Below are 14318 nucleotides of genomic sequence, written 5' to 3'. Positions count from 1 at the left end.
TTTATGCCTAGGAAGAAAAATCGGAGTTATCTGATGGCCAAGATGATGAAAGCCGCGGTTGTGCGGCAATTTGGAAAACCCCTGAAGATCGAAGAGGTTCCAGTTCCGTCGCCGGGCCCGGGCGAGGTCTTGGTCAAGATCGTCGCGACTGGTGTTTGTCATACCGACTTGCATGCGGCGGATGGCGACTGGCCGGTGAAACCTCACCCGCCGTTCATTCCCGGCCACGAGGGTGCGGGAATCGTGGCGGCGGTAGGTGCGGGCGTAACGCAGCTAAAGGAAGGCGATCCGGTAGGCATCGCTTGGCTGCACGATGCCTGTGGTTGCTGCGAGCATTGCATCACGGGATGGGAAACGCTGTGCGAAACGCAGAATGACAGCGGCTACAGCGTCAATGGCAGTTTCGCGGAATACGCCATCGGCTCGGCGGCCTATGTTGCGCGCCTGCCTGCGAATGTGGACTTCGTCGCGATGGCGCCAATCCTGTGCGCGGGTGTCACGACCTACAAAGGTATCAAGGAAACCGAAGCGCGTCCCGGAGAATGGATTGCGATTTCAGGCATTGGTGGGCTTGGACATGTCGCGATTCAATACGCAAAGGCCATGGGACTTCACGTCGTCGCGCTGGATGTGACCGAGGAAAAGCTCGCACTGGCGCGCAGCCTGGGCGCGGAATTGGCAATCAACGCCCGAGCGCCCGACGCCAGCGCGCAGGTACTGAAGCAGACCGGCGGGGGCGCCCATGGTGTTCTCGTAACGGCGGTTTCGACTCCGGCCTTTTCGCAGGCATTGCAACTGGTGCGGCGCAAGGGGACGGTCAGCCTGGTCGGCCTGCCGCCGGGGCAATTCGCGACGCCGATTTTCGATGTTGTTCTCAAGCGCATCACTCTGCGCGGATCGATCGTCGGAACGCGCAAAGACCTGGCGGAAGCCGTCGAATTTGCCAGCGAAGGAAAAGTGAAGGCTCATATCCATGAGCGGCGGCTGGAAGATATCAACTCCGTCTTCGCCGATCTCAAGGCCGGCCAGGTGGACGGGCGTGTCGTCCTCAGGTTCTGAACGATCCGATGCCAATGTGCGGAATGGATTGCTTCATGAGCATGAGATCGCTTAAGCGATCATTTTCCAGCATACGGATATTCAAGCCGACGGCTGCGTTGATGAGGATCAAAACGGCTTTTTCCGCAGGGGATATTCATATCAAGGGCAATGTGTTTTGGAGAAGAATGATGTTACGTAAAACGATCCTCGCCGTCTTTGCGGTCGCTGCAGTGAGTTTGGCTTCGACAGGAGCATCCGTTGCCCGTGGCGGCGGCGGTCATGGCGGCGGCGGTCACGGGGGAGGTTTCCATGGCGGAGGAGGTTTCCACGGTGGAGGTTTCCATGGAGGCCATTTTCACGGCGGCGGCTGGGGCTACGGCCTGATGCCGTTTGGATATGATGATTACCCGTTTGGCTACGGTGATTTTGGCTATGGTGATGACGACCTCTCGGACTGCTACGTAGTTCGGCAGCGTGTCCACACGAAAAAGGGCTGGCGCGTCCGCAATGTCGAGGTCTGCGATTGATCATGTTTGGTTCGGGTCAGGATCGTTATCCTGATCTGAATGGGAAGATGTCAAAATAATCCGCCGGGGAGCTCCGGCGGATTATTTTTTTGTTGGAGGCCGGGAGGTTGGCGGCCTGACGTATCCGTGCCGCGTTCACGCCCCCCGACAATTGGCTCCGTGGCCCGGATATGCAATGCGGGAGGAAGACAGGTCACGTGATGGTTGAATGGCCGCGACCAGCCTGTCACGACCAGCCTGTCACTCCAGTGATTTCCTGAACCTCAGGATGCTGAAGGTCATGAGAACCGCGGCAATGATCGCCATCGCCAGAAATTCCGGCCACAGGATCGTCACCCCGACTCCCTTCAGGAAAGTGCCGCGGATGACAATGAGATAGTAGCGCAGCGGATTGATGTAGGACAGCCACTGCAGCACGTTCGGCATGCTGGAGATCGGAAAGCTGAACCCGGACAGGGTAAACAGCGGATTCACGACGAAGAAATTGGTCGCAAACGCCTGCTGCTGGGTCGAGCAGACCGTGGAAATCAGCAGTCCGATCGCGAGCAGGCTCAAAAGATACAGCATCGTGCCAAATGCGAAAACCAAGGGGTTACCAACGAAGGGAACCTGAAACCAGAGGATCCCGACGATGCTGATCAGGCCGGCAATTCCCAACCCCACGACGAAAAACGGCACCGTCTTGCCGAGTATGAATTCGGCCGGCCGGATCGGGCTCACCATGATCTGTTCGAGCGTGCCGACTTCGCGTTCCCGCACCACCGCGAAGGCGGTGAGATTGACCAGCATGACAAGCGTGATCGTCGCGATCAGGCCGGGCACGAAGAACCAGCGGCCGTTGAGATCCGGATTGAACCAGGGCCGCTGCACGACCTCGACCTGCACCAGTTCGGAGCCTTCGACGCCCCGGGTGCGTTCCGCCAGATCGGTGATGTAATTCGCCGAGAATTGCGCGGCGATCGTATTGACGTAGCCAAGCGCAATCAGCGCCGTATTGGAATTGGTGCCATCGACCACGACCTGAAGAGGCGCGGCCTGGCCCTTGCGTAGGAGATTGGCGAATCCGGCGTGGATCACCAGCGCGACCGCGGCGTCGCTACGGTCGATCGCGGCGTCCGCCTCCTGCTGCGACTGCGCCACTCGAACGATATCGAACCGGGTGCTCGAGGTGAATCCGGCAATCAGTTCCCGGCTTTCCTGGGTGTGGTCGAGGTCGAGCACTGCGGTCGAGACATGATAGACCTCGAAGGTGGCGGCGTAGCCGAACAGAAGCAATTGGATGACAGGCGGGACGATCAGGCGGAAACGGCCCCATTTGTCGCGCCAGAGCTGAATGAACTCCTTCGTCAGGATGTGGGTGAGGCGGCCAAACATCGGCGATCAATCCAGTCTCTTGCGGAATGCCCGCGCGGCCAAGGTCATGACGGCTGCGGCGTAGACGAGCAGGAACAGGATTGGCACCGCCAGCGCGGCGATGCCCGCGCCCTTGAGAAATATCGCCTTGATGATCGTCACATAGTATCGGGAATAGACCAGATAGGTGATGTCCTGAATGATGGTTGGCATCTGATCGATCGGAAATACGTAGCCTGACAGCAGCGTGGTCGGCAGCATCGTCAGCAGCAGCGCGACCTGACTTGCCCCGATCTGGCTGCGGATCAGCACCGACAGCAGATAGCCGATCCCCAGCACGACGGTCAGGAACAGGGTCGTGGTGGCGAACAGCGTGAAAAGGGTGCCGCGAAATGGCACGCCGAACCAGAGTGTCGCGATGATCAGGCAGAATGAGGCGTCAATCCAGCCAAGCGCAAGGTAGGGCGCAAGCTTGCCCACCATGACCTCGCTCGGCGTGACCGGTGTGGACACCAGCAGCTCCATGGTTCCACGTTCCCACTCGCGTGAGATGGTGAGTGACGTGAGTTGTGCGCCGACCAGCGCCATGATGACCGCGACCAGTCCCGGAATAATGAAGTTGCGGCTGTCCAGGTCTTCGTTGAACCAGACCCGCGATTGAACGGCCACCGGCTGGATTTGCTGGAGTTCGCCCCCCTGTCGGCCCAGCGCGTCGAGTGCGACGTCGTTTGAATAGCCGGAGACGATTGCGACGGCGTAGCCATAGGCGATGTTCGCGGTGTTGTCGTCGGTCGCATCCAGGATGGCCTGAACGCTCGATGTCCCGGTATCGTTCAAGCGTTCGGAAAAGTCCGGGGGAACGACGATGGCGATCTTGCAGTCCGAACGGTCGATCGCCGAGATCAGCTCCGGGTAGGTCCGGACGTTGCGGGCGATCGCAAAATAGGATGACGCTTCGAAATGCTTGAGCAGCGACTGGCTGTTCTGGCTTGCCTCGCGGTCGAATGTGCATACCGGAATGTGCTTGAGATCCAGCGTCACGCCGTAGCCGAGCAGGAACATCTGGGTGAACGGCATCAACAGCGCGATCATCAGACTGCGGGGATCGCGCCAGATCTGCAGCAGCTCCTTGAGAGCGATGGCTCTGAGCCGGCGGAACCTCATGCGGCTTTCCCCGCGGCGGCGACGTCGGCTGCGATAAGCTGAACGAATACGTCCTCCAGCGATGGAGAAATGCGGGAAATGCGACGCGGATGCAGTCCTTTCGACGCGAGGAAATCCGGAATCTCGGCGAGGCTTTTCTCCGCGTTATCGACCAGCAGGTGCAACGCATCGCCGAATACCGAACAGTCGCGCACGTTCGGCGCATGCTGCAAGGCTTCGAGCATCGGGCCAAGCGCGTCGCATTCCAGGAGCAGCAGATCGCCGCCGATGCCCGTCTGCTTGAGTTTCGCGGGGCTGCCGGTCGCGATCAGGCGTCCATGGTTGATCAGGGCGATGCGATGGCAGTATTCGGCCTCCTCCATGTAGTGGGTGGAGACCAGGACAGTCACGCCCTCGCTCGCCAGGTTATGGATCAGATCCCAGAAACGCCGCCGCGATGCGGGTTCGACGCCCGAGGTCGGTTCATCCAGGAACAAGATCGGCGGCCTGTGCAAAACGGCGCAGCCCAACGCCAGGCGTTGCAGCCATCCGCCGGCGAGCGTGCCCACCATGGCCTGTTCGCGGCCGGCAAGGCCTGCCATGTCGATCGCGAAGCGCATGCGCTCGCGCAGCTCGGCGCGCGGCACGCTGTAGATGCCGCCGAAAAACTCCAGATTTTCCTCGACCGTGAGGTCGCGATAGAGCGAGAATTTCTGCGACATGTATCCGATATGCTGGCGCACGCCTTCCGGATCGCGCGCGACGTCGATCCCGGCGACGATCGCGCGGCCGCTGCTCGGCCGAAGCAGGCCGCACAGGGTTCGGATGATCGTCGACTTGCCGGCGCCGTTCGGACCGAGGAAGCCCATGATCTCGCCGCTTGCGATCCGGAAGCTGACGTGATCCACGGCAACGAAATTGCCGAATCGCTTGACAAGATCCTCGGCGACGACCTGATCGATCTTGCCGGCTTGTGCGGGCTGTGCGGGTCCGTTCACTGCGCTTGCCCCGTTTCCAGTAGCGCGACAAAGACATCCTCGATGCTGGGCACAGCAACGGCGATGCCGGAAACCTGCACACCGGCGAGACCGATGGCCTCGCGCAATTGAGGAATACGCAGGTCCGAATTGTCGACCACGGCATGTACCCCATCGCCAACGAGCAGGACCTGGCTCACCCCCGGCTTCCCGGTGATCGCGCTGCGCACGGCGCGGCCGTCCATGGAGGATATTGCGATCAACGCTCCCGGCATGCGCTTCTTGAGCTCTGTCGGCGTGTCGCAATAGAGCGCGCGACCGCTATGCAGAAGGGTGAGCCGGTTGCAGCGCTCGGCTTCGTCGAGATACGCGGTCGATATCACGATGGTCACGCCGTCTTCGCGCAGCCCGTACAGGATGCGCCAGAAGTCACGGCGCGATACCGGGTCCACGCCCGTGGTGGGCTCGTCCAGCAGCAATATCTTCGGGGTATGCACCAGCGCGCAGGCGACCCCCAGCTTCTGCTTCATTCCGCCGGACAATTGGCCGGCCCGGAATTTGCCGAAATTACTCATGCCGGACGCCGCCAGCAGGCGGCTCGCGCGCTCGCGTCGAAGCGCGGGCGGCACCTCGAACAGATCGGCATAGAAACGGATGTTTTCATCCACGGTAAGGTCTTCGTAGAGACCGAAGCGTTGCGGCATGTAGCTGACATGCGGCTTTATCCCTTCCGGGTCGGCCACGGCATCGACGCCGTCGATCACGATGGCGCCTCCGTCCGGCCGCATGACGCCGGCCAGCATTCGCATGGTCGCCGTCTTGCCGGCGCCGTCGGGCCCGACCAGACCGAAAATCTCTCCGCGATTTACCGAAAAGCTCAGCCGGTCCACCGCGGTGAATGCCGCGAAACGCTTGACCAATCCGTCAACCTGAATGATCGGGGATTCGGCGGTCATGACTTGCCTGACGGCAGCGCCTCGAGCAAGGCGTCGGCCGGCATGCCCGGCACCAGCTCATGAGTCGGGTTGGCGATATCGATCTTGATGCGATAGACGAGCGTCACGCGTTCGGCGTGGGTTTCGACGCTCTTCGGCGTAAACTCCGCCGAAGACGAAATAAAGGATACCCGTCCCTTGTAGGTTTTCCCTGGATAGGTATCGGTTGTGACGGTGGCGGCCTGATCGAGCCGGATCTTGCCGATGTCGGTCTCGTTGATATAGGCGCGCAACCAGATATGGTCGAGATCGGCGAGCGTTGCCACCGGCGTGCCCGGCACCATGATCTCGCCAAGTTCGGCCTCGCGCACGGTGATCACACCGTCGAACGGCGCCGATAAAACGGTGTAATCGAGTATGATCTTGGCGAGCTTGAGCGCCTCTTCCGCATTCTTGATATTGGCCCTTGCCAGTTCGACCTGGCGCTCGGCGGCCAGCTCCAACGCCTGGTCACGCTCGATCGCGGCGTTTGCCTTCTTTAATGCCGCACTGGTTTGATCGCGCGTTTCGATGGTGCCCGCGCCCCGCTTCATCAGGTCGTCGGCACGGGTAAATTCGAGCTTCGCCAGTTCGAGATCCGCCGCGTCGCTTTCGAGCAGCCTCTGCGCCGCCGTGCAGTTCTGCTCGGCCGTTGCAAGCTGACGTTTTTGCACCTCCAGGGTGGTCTCGGAGATCGATACCTGCTGGCGATAATCGGAATCATCAACGCGCGATATCAGCGTGCCGGCCTTGACCCACTGGCCTTCGTCAAACGGCAGTTCAATAATGCGCGATTGAACGGTCTTGAATCCGAGGACGCTTTGGTGCGCCTCGATATTGCCTGAGAGGAAGATGGTCTGGCTCTGATGGCCGAATCCCAGCCCCGCCGTTATCCTGTCCCATTGCCAGTAGGCCACCCCGGCGCCGGCCAGCACCAATACGCCAGCCAACAATATCCACTTCGGCAATTTCGCCACAGCCATCTCTCATCCCATTGAAACACTGGCCGACAAGATTCGGCGCTCGCCAGCAAATTGCCGGGATTTCACCGGGCGGTGTTGACAGGGATCAAAAGGGCCGATTGCCCGAAATGGGGCGGGGTCCGAGCGTGGAGCTTAGCCGGCCTTGCGTCATCCGATGAACTCCGCAGCCGGAGCGTCGCGGGATCAGCCGCCGAGATAGGCTTCCTGGATTCGGGGATTCCCGGCCAGTTCTGATGCCGGGCCGGAAAGCGTGATCGTTCCGGTCTCGATGACGAAAGCGCGGTTGGCGATTTCCAGGGCCATTGCGGAGTTCTGCTCCACCAGGAAAACCGCAAGCTGTGTACGTTTGTTGAGTTCGACGATCCTGTCAAAAAGCTGGTCGATGACGATAGGGGCGAGGCCGAGAGAGGGCTCGTCGAGCATCAAAAGACTTGGGCGGCTCATCAACGCACGCCCGATGGCGAGCATCTGCTGTTCGCCGCCCGATAGCGACCAGCCAAGCTGCTTGATCCGCTCCTTGAGACGCGGAAAGAGATCGAACACGAGCGTCATGTCCTCTTCAATCGCCTTCCTGTTGTTAGGCCGGGCGGCCGTTCCGGAGAGCAGGTTTTCGCGAACGGTCAGGCCCGGAAAAATCCGGCGTCCTTCCGGGCAATGCGCCAATCCGGATGCGACAATCGCTTCGACCGGCGTGCGATTGATGTTCTCGCCTTTCCAGGAAATGACCCCCGAGGTCGGCCGTAACAGGCCGGAAATCGTGTTCAGCGTCGTCGTCTTTCCGGCGCCATTGGAGCCGATCAGAGCGACGATTTCCGCCGCCTCGACGTTGAAATTGATGCCTTTCAGAACCTCGATATGTCCATAGGCGACCTTCAGGTTCTCCACTCTAAGCATGACGGCGGCGCCTGCCGAGATAGGCCTCTATGACGAGAGCGTTTGACTGCACCTCCGCCGGCGAGCCGTCGGCGATCTTTTTGCCGAAATCCAGCACCGCAACCCTGTCACTGATATCCATGACGAATCTTACGTTATGCTCGACCAGCAAAACGGTGATGCCGGTGCTTTTGAGCCTTGAGATGGTTTCGAGAAGGGCCAGGCTTTCGGTCATGTTCATGCCGGCGGCGGGTTCATCGAGCAGCAGGATACGAGGTTTGGTTGCGATCGCACGCGCGATTTCAAGAAGGCGCTGCTGCGCATAGGGCAGTTGATCGGCCGCATCATCCGCCCGGTGGATCAGGCCGACGGTATGCAGCGCCTCGCGCGCCGCTTCGTCGATGGCCGTTTCAGTACGGCGATGATTCCTGTTCCCGGTGACGATACCGAAGAGAGATTCGGCGCTACGGCATCCGGCCGCGACTTTGACGTTTTCCAATACATTCAGATTGGCGAACAGGCGTATGTTCTGGAACGTGCGGGCCAATCCCAGTTGAGCGATCCTGTGAGGCTTGAGACCGGAAATTTCCCGGCTGTCGAGCTGGATCGAACCTGCATCGGCAGGCGAGGCGCCGCTCAACGCATTGATGAGCGTTGTCTTGCCCGAGCCGTTTGGCCCAATGACGGATTGAACGATGCCTCGCGGAATATCGAGATCGATGTGGTCCAGCGCCACCAGGCCGCCAAACCGGCGAGTGACGCCGCGCGCCTGCAGAATTGCTGCCGGACTCATTGCGGATGTCCCCAGCGCAATTTTCGGACCGAGATGACGGAAGCGAGGCCGCCCGGAAGCAACGCGATGATGCCAATGACCCCGAGCCCGTAGAGCACCAGATACCATTGTCCGAGGAATCGAAGGGCTTCCGGGAGTATCGTCAGCGCCAGTGCGCCCGCCACACAGCCCGGGATGGAGCCCATGCCGCCGACGATGAGCATGGTCATCAGGAATACGGCTTGCGTTCCCGAGAAGCTGTCGGGGCTTATGAAACGGATCGAGGAGGCATAAAGACAGCCGGCAATCCCCGCATATATCGCTCCGATCATGAAGGCGAGCAATTTCATGCGCAACGTATCGACGCCGCTTTGCTCGGCCGCGATTTCGCTATCCTTGGTCGCAATCATCGCCCGGCCTACCGTCGAATGTCGTATGCGTGCGGCGACAACGACAGCCAGGGCAAGAACAGCGATCATGATGTAGTAGTGTTGTATCTGCCCCTGGGGATGCCAGCCTAACAGGTCGATGCCGGGGATGTCTCTCAAACCGGACGTGCCGCCGGTAACGGGCTCCCAATGCACGATGATCAATCGAACAATTTCGGCAAAGCCGATCGTTGTCATGGCAAGATAGTGTGTCCGCAGCCGCAGTGTCGGGAGTCCCAGGACGAGACTGGCGAGAGCGACCACCAGGATGGCGGAGAACGACGCCGCGATCCAGGGCAGACCGAATTTTGTCGCAAGAGCCGTCGAATACGCGCCAAGCCCGTAAAAGGCGGCCTGACCGAAATTAATCTGGCCGGTCCAGCCGGTGGTGTAGTTGAGGCCGAGCACGACGATTGCGTTCAGGATTGCGATGTTAAGCAGCTGGATGACGTAATTATCGTGCGTCAACAATGGAATTGACAGCGCTCCTGCCGCGACGAGGGCGAGGTAAGGTGAAATCCTCAACTCACACCTTCTCGCTGGTTTTCTCGCCGAACAGGCCGCGAGGCCACGCGATCAGCACGCCGATCATGATGATGAACGCATAGGCGTCCCGGAAATTCGAGGAAATATAGCGGGCTCCGAACGTCTCGATGAGGCCGAGAGACAGGCCGCCGATAACCGCGCCGGGAAGACTGCCAAAGCCGCCGATCACGCTGACGACGAACGCCTTGAGGCCGAGGCTTCCGCCCATGGTTGGTTCGGCGAGATAGGTCGGAGCCACCAAAAGACCGGCGATGCCGGACAGCACGGCCCCGGAGGCGAACGCCACGGCAATGGTGCGTTGTACCGGAATGCCGACGAGGCGTGCGGTGCGCAGATCCTGCGCCGTCGCCTGCATGAGAATTCCAAAACGCGTTCTGGTCAGAAGCAGGAACTGCAGCGTCAGAACCACGATCAGCGTCGCGAAGGTGAACGCCTGATGCATCGATATGACCACGCCCGCGAACCGCAGCGGCGCGCCATGAACGGGCGACGGCAAGGAGACCGGCAACGGTCCCCAGATGATGAGCGCCAGGTTTTCCAGGACGATTCCCATCGAGATCGTCGTGAGAATGACGAGAAAAGGGGAACGGCCACGCAGCGGGAGATAGACCAGCACCATGAAAACGATGCCGATCAGCGCCATCGCGGCCATGGTAACGATCCAGGCGATCGCAATGGGTAATTCCTGCGTGACCGCGCTGCTGATTCCGATAAAGGCGCCGAGCATCAGCAACTGGCCTTGAGCGAAATTAACGATCTGGACAGTGTTGAAGATCATGAGCAGCCCGAGCGCGACCAGGGCATAGATGCTTCCCAGTGCCAGACCGTTGACGATGAGTTGGCCCATCGTTGAATTCCGCTAATCCGCGGTATCCTTGATCGGGCCGACAAATTCCGGCGTTTTGCCCTTGTTCCGGTAGATTCCGAGCGTGTGCGCGAGATCGCCCGCATTGTCGGCCGTGTACTCGATAAACAGGCCCTTCCAGCCCTTGGTCGCGGCAAGGCTATCCCGGATCGCGGCCTTGTCACAGCCGACTTTCTCGATCACATCCTTGAGCAAATAGACCGTGTCGTAGTAGGCGACGGTGAAGTTGTCGGCTGGCACCTTGTACCTGGCCAGGATCTGCTTCGACCAGTCGACGATCTTCGGATCGGTTGAAGGTTGGGGGATCATCCCGCCGATCGCATAGGCGCCATCCGCTTCGGCTGTAGACAGGTTGTTCAGTGTCGTCTGAGCTACGATGCTCGAATTTCCGATGGTGGTCAGCTTGATTCCGAGATCGCCCATCTGCTTCATCACAAGCGCGATGTCCGCAGGCCGTCCGAACAAGATGAGGCTGTCCGCGCCTTTGTCCTTGATCTCGAGGAGCTGCGCGCTCATGTCCTTGTCGGAAGGCGCATAGGATGTCACGGCCACTGGGGTGACATTCAATTTGGCGAGGGCTTCTTGAATTCCCTTCGATGCTCCGAGGCCATAGTCGTCAGCCACGGCGATGATGCCGGGCTTGGTCTTGCCAAGCGATTTCACCAGATATGTGGGTATCAATTCCGCCAGTTGGCCGTCGTGGACATGGGTACGAAACAGCCATCTGCTGTTCTGTGCCGTAACCTTTGCATTCGTTGCGCCGACGAGAAACGGTGTCTCCGACTTGGTGACGCTTTCGGTCTGTGCGAAGACGTGCGGGCTGATCATGGAGCCGATGATCACCAGGGGTTTGCCGTCGATGATGCGATTCATCGCGTTGAGTGCGTCGGTGCTCGATGCGCCGGTATCTTCCGTGGTCAGGGCCAGTTGCTTGCCGGCGACGCCGCCGTTCTTGTTGATCTCGTCAACGGCGAATTCGACGCCATTGCGGGCTTGCGTTCCGAGCAGGGCGAGGTTGCCGGTGAGCGCGGTCGTCAGTCCCAGCGGAATAGGGGAGGGACAACTTGCCGGCGCCGCTTCGAGGGCCGTATTCCATAGCGCAAGCGCTCCGCCGAGAGCGATAACCTGAATCGAAGTGCGTTTTGCAAGCGCTGAAACCAACATGTACCTGTCCTTGAAGCCGTCATATATGCCTAGCCAGATGCAAATGAGGTGCCAGTTCGGGCCTGTTGGACCCTCGATCTGGGTCCATTCGTCCCGATAATTCCTGGCTTTTCAGATGGAGCTGGAGTCGCCCAATCGCCGCTTCCGGCCGTGGTGTGAGACGCGGCTGTTGGTTGGGGCGTTCGGTGTTGCACGCTGACGCTGCATGGCTGCGTTCGGGTGGCTTGGATAAAAAACGAGCACGAAATCCATCAGCGTCATGAATTTAGTTTTTTAGGCATTCGTCAGCCGACGGCAAGGAGCACTAGAGTCGATTCACGACTGCATTTGTGTTGAAGAAGCGGGAGCATCACGTTGGCGATTGTTGAAACGCAGGGACCGTCTCCGATCAATCCAGTCACGTTCACGACGTCGGAGGCGGTGCTGGATATCCTGAACCGCCTTCCGCCGGAGGCGGAAGCCGCGGACAGGATGCTTCCCGCGGAATGCTACACGTCGCCCGCATTCTTCGAATTCGAGCGACAGGGGGTCTTCGCGCGCTCATGGATTTGCGTCGGTCGCGTCGAACAATTGGCCAACCACGGTGACTGCATCTCCGCGCAGCCCGCCGGAGAGCCCATCATCGTCACCCGCAGTAACGACAAAATTCATGCGATGGCGGCGATATGCCGGCATCGCGGCCAGGTGATCCCTTGCACGGGAAACCAGAAGACGCTCCGGTGTCCCTTGCATTATTGGACATACGATCTCGAGGGCAGGCTGATCGGTGCCCCCCATATCGGCAGGGAGGAAACAGCCGCGTTGCGTCGTTCCGAACGGCTTCCCCCGATCCGGCTGGAGCTGTGGCATGGCTTCGTCTTCGTGAATCTTGATCCAAACGCGGAGCCCCTGGCTCCGTCGCTGGCGAAGGTCGAGCCGTTTTGGGCAGGTTATGAAGCGGCGGACCTGGTCGGAATTCCTCCGAAACTGGCGGACAAGCCGCTGCCTTGGAACTGGAAGGTCCATGTCGAGAATTTCACCGACGCCTACCATCCCGAATTCGTTCACCGCGGTACACATGATTTTGCACCCAGCGTGCTGGCGGAGGGCGGCGTCGTCTTTACCGATATGAAGCCCGGCGACAATGCGATTGTCAGAACGGTGCCGATGCTGAAGCCGGATGGCGGGATGATGAGAGACGGCTGGGGAGAAAACCCGGCTTTTCCGCCGATCACGACGATCTCGGCCGCGCAGCGGCAGCGGCTCACCTTCGTGATGATTCCACCGAGCATGACGATGGTGTTCGCGCCGAACGCGATCGCGTTCACGTTGATCAGCGCAACGGCGGTGGAAGAAACTTACGCCTCAAGCGACCGTCAGACCGCCGGAGGTTGGCTAATGCCGCGTTCCTCCGTCGAGCTTGCGGATTTCAGGGAGCGCGCGGCGATGGTGCTGGAAGGAGGCGCCAAGATCTGGGCGCAGGACGTTCCGGAAAATATGGGGATGCAGAAGGGCAAGAAGTCGCGCTTCGCTCCACGTGGTATTTATGGTCCTCTTGAAACGACGCTGGTCCAGTTCAACGTTTGGCTCATCAACGCTTACAAGCAGGCGGCAAAACCCTGATTTATCGGCAAGTCGATAACCTGATCGTGCCCGTTTCCGGAATTTTGAAATTCGGGCCGGATGCACGGAATTTGATGGATGGTTGCCCATTTGCCCGACAATTCGCGACGGATTGGCAGCCATGATGGCGTTAGAGGCGATTCAATCGAGTTGAATCACCTCTAACGCCATCTTTTTGTTTGTTTTTGTTTGAGCATGATCTTTCGGAAAACCGGTGCCCATTTTTTCGGATCATGCTCTAGAAATGGTATAAAATCTGCAACGCGGCTGGGACACTCAGTGAGGGGGTAGTTCCATGATCGCGGCCGATGCAATGCCCTGGGCGACCAGTTCTCTGTACTGGAAACGTCAGGAGCTTGATCGATCAAGCGCCAGTTCGGCGTCGGCCTACGTTCTTGCCCGTATGCGGGGAGACATCCTCTCGGCCTATTTCAGGCCGGGCGCCAAACTCTATCTCAAGATCCTGATGGCGCGTTACGCCACAAGCGTGGCGCCCGTCCGCGAGGCGCTGGCGGTCTTGTCTGGCGCGGGTCTTGTTATTTCGGAAAGTCAGCGTGGTTTCCGGGTTGCGCCTGCGTCACGTGCCGACCTTATCGACGTCGCAGCCTTGCGGATGCAGCTGGAAGTAACCGCCCTTCAATTGTCCATCGAGCGGGGAGGTCTTGCCTGGGTCGAGGGAATCTGCAGTGTCTATGAAGGATTTTCTCATCTGTCGCAGAAAGCGGGTCAACACACGCCGATCAGCGATGTCTGGGAATCCTATCACCGGGAATTCCACTTCTCACTCATCGCGGCATGCGGTTCACCCACACTCCTTAACTTCTGCTCGCAACTTCATGATCGTTTCGACCGCTACCGGCGCCTGACGCTTCCCTATGGATCCTACATGGCGGGAACGGCCGGTGACCATGAGGAGATCAAGGACGCCGCGATCCGGCGCGATACCAGGCGCGCCGTTGCGCTCATTCGGCAGCACATTCAGAGCATCACGGACATCGTGCTGGAACGATACGATGCGGATGAAGGATACGGATCGTGCCTGCGAGAACGTGGAGCCACGACCCCATAAC

At 59.7% G+C, this 14318-nt stretch carries 14 protein-coding genes; 4 read left to right on the top strand and 10 right to left on the bottom strand.

Annotation, left to right across the window (positions count from 1 at the left end; genetic code table 11):
- The first annotated feature begins 33 nt into the window (after window positions 1–33).
- The gene (adhP, locus tag HB630_RS08910; protein ID WP_213771832.1) at window positions 34–1059 is read left to right on the top strand and encodes an alcohol dehydrogenase AdhP; all 1026 of its coding nucleotides are present in this window, start codon (window positions 34–36) and stop codon (window positions 1057–1059) included.
- A gap of 35 nt (window positions 1060–1094) precedes the next feature.
- Window positions 1095–1568 (top strand): hypothetical protein, encoded by a 474-nt coding sequence (locus HB630_RS08905; RefSeq protein ID WP_346656055.1) that lies wholly within the window; start codon window positions 1095–1097, stop codon window positions 1566–1568.
- Window positions 1569–1808: 240 nt separating this feature from the next.
- On the opposite strand, the gene HB630_RS08900 is transcribed toward HB630_RS08905, so the two are convergent.
- The 10 genes from HB630_RS08900 to HB630_RS08855 all read right to left on the bottom strand — a co-directional run bounded on the left by HB630_RS08900 (window position 1809) and on the right by HB630_RS08855 (window position 11646).
- The gene (locus HB630_RS08900) at window positions 1809–2942 is read right to left on the bottom strand and encodes an ABC transporter permease (RefSeq protein ID WP_213771831.1); all 1134 of its coding nucleotides are present in this window, start codon (window positions 2940–2942) and stop codon (window positions 1809–1811) included.
- A gap of 6 nt (window positions 2943–2948) precedes the next feature.
- Complete coding sequence (locus HB630_RS08895; protein ID WP_213771830.1) at window positions 2949–4085, bottom strand: ABC transporter permease; 1137 nt, start codon at window positions 4083–4085, stop codon at window positions 2949–2951.
- The gene (locus HB630_RS28760; RefSeq protein WP_213771829.1) at window positions 4082–5062 is read right to left on the bottom strand and encodes an ABC transporter ATP-binding protein; all 981 of its coding nucleotides are present in this window, start codon (window positions 5060–5062) and stop codon (window positions 4082–4084) included. The genes HB630_RS08895 and HB630_RS28760 overlap by 4 nt, the downstream gene beginning before the upstream one ends.
- Entirely contained in the window at window positions 5059–5997 is a 939-nt protein-coding gene (locus tag HB630_RS08885; RefSeq protein WP_213771828.1) for an ABC transporter ATP-binding protein, read from the bottom strand. The genes HB630_RS28760 and HB630_RS08885 overlap by 4 nt, the downstream gene beginning before the upstream one ends.
- Window positions 5994–6998 (bottom strand): efflux RND transporter periplasmic adaptor subunit, encoded by a 1005-nt coding sequence (locus tag HB630_RS08880; RefSeq protein ID WP_213771827.1) that lies wholly within the window; start codon window positions 6996–6998, stop codon window positions 5994–5996. Before HB630_RS08880 ends, HB630_RS08885 begins: the two co-directional genes overlap by 4 nt.
- Window positions 6999–7181: 183 nt before the next feature.
- Window positions 7182–7892 (bottom strand): ABC transporter ATP-binding protein, encoded by a 711-nt coding sequence (locus tag HB630_RS08875; protein ID WP_213771826.1) that lies wholly within the window; start codon window positions 7890–7892, stop codon window positions 7182–7184.
- Window positions 7885–8607, bottom strand: a complete 723-nt coding sequence (locus tag HB630_RS08870) for an ABC transporter ATP-binding protein (protein ID WP_346656054.1) — start codon at window positions 8605–8607, stop codon at window positions 7885–7887. Before HB630_RS08870 ends, HB630_RS08875 begins: the two co-directional genes overlap by 8 nt.
- Before the next feature lie 53 nt (window positions 8608–8660).
- Window positions 8661–9542, bottom strand: a complete 882-nt coding sequence (locus HB630_RS08865) for a branched-chain amino acid ABC transporter permease (protein ID WP_213771824.1) — start codon at window positions 9540–9542, stop codon at window positions 8661–8663.
- 55 nt (window positions 9543–9597) lie between these two features.
- A complete protein-coding gene (locus HB630_RS08860; RefSeq protein ID WP_213771823.1) occupies window positions 9598–10464 on the bottom strand; it encodes a branched-chain amino acid ABC transporter permease in 867 nt (288 codons plus the stop codon).
- 12 nt (window positions 10465–10476) lie between these two features.
- Window positions 10477–11646: an ABC transporter substrate-binding protein gene (locus tag HB630_RS08855; RefSeq protein WP_213771822.1), complete on the bottom strand. Its 1170-nt coding sequence runs from the start codon at window positions 11644–11646 to the stop codon at window positions 10477–10479.
- Window positions 11647–12000: 354 nt separating this feature from the next.
- Here HB630_RS08855 and HB630_RS08850 point away from each other — a divergent pair, with 354 nt between their 5' ends.
- Both HB630_RS08850 and HB630_RS08845 read left to right on the top strand, forming a co-directional pair.
- On the top strand, window positions 12001–13248 hold the full coding sequence (locus tag HB630_RS08850; RefSeq protein ID WP_213771821.1) for a Rieske 2Fe-2S domain-containing protein: 1248 nt from the start codon (window positions 12001–12003) through the stop codon (window positions 13246–13248).
- 295 nt (window positions 13249–13543) lie between these two features.
- Window positions 13544–14317: an FCD domain-containing protein gene (locus HB630_RS08845; protein WP_213771819.1), complete on the top strand. Its 774-nt coding sequence runs from the start codon at window positions 13544–13546 to the stop codon at window positions 14315–14317.
- Window position 14318: the final 1 nt, after the last annotated feature.

Source organism: Bradyrhizobium sp. dw_78 (genome assembly GCF_018449525.1).
Classification (GTDB): domain Bacteria; phylum Pseudomonadota; class Alphaproteobacteria; order Rhizobiales; family Xanthobacteraceae; genus Bradyrhizobium.
The sequence above is the reverse complement of the archived record's forward strand: the minus strand, read 5'-3'. Positions and strand labels throughout refer to the sequence as shown.

What these genes read in the sequence shown, in the direction of transcription:
- adhP (WP_213771832.1), top strand. Translation starts at nt 34, where the DNA reads ATGGCCAAGATGATGAAAGCCGCGGTTGTGCGGCAATTTGGAAAACCC.
- HB630_RS08905 (WP_346656055.1), top strand. Translation starts at nt 1,095, where the DNA reads ATGAGCATGAGATCGCTTAAGCGATCATTTTCCAGCATACGGATATTC.
- HB630_RS08900 (WP_213771831.1), bottom strand. Translation starts at nt 2,942, where the DNA reads ATGTTTGGCCGCCTCACCCACATCCTGACGAAGGAGTTCATTCAGCTC.
- HB630_RS08895 (WP_213771830.1), bottom strand. Translation starts at nt 4,085, where the DNA reads ATGAGGTTCCGCCGGCTCAGAGCCATCGCTCTCAAGGAGCTGCTGCAG.
- HB630_RS08885 (WP_213771828.1), bottom strand. Translation starts at nt 5,997, where the DNA reads ATGACCGCCGAATCCCCGATCATTCAGGTTGACGGATTGGTCAAGCGT.
- HB630_RS08880 (WP_213771827.1), bottom strand. Translation starts at nt 6,998, where the DNA reads ATGGCTGTGGCGAAATTGCCGAAGTGGATATTGTTGGCTGGCGTATTG.
- HB630_RS08875 (WP_213771826.1), bottom strand. Translation starts at nt 7,892, where the DNA reads ATGCTTAGAGTGGAGAACCTGAAGGTCGCCTATGGACATATCGAGGTT.
- HB630_RS08860 (WP_213771823.1), bottom strand. Translation starts at nt 10,464, where the DNA reads ATGGGCCAACTCATCGTCAACGGTCTGGCACTGGGAAGCATCTATGCC.
- HB630_RS08855 (WP_213771822.1), bottom strand. Translation starts at nt 11,646, where the DNA reads ATGTTGGTTTCAGCGCTTGCAAAACGCACTTCGATTCAGGTTATCGCT.
- HB630_RS08845 (WP_213771819.1), top strand. Translation starts at nt 13,544, where the DNA reads ATGATCGCGGCCGATGCAATGCCCTGGGCGACCAGTTCTCTGTACTGG.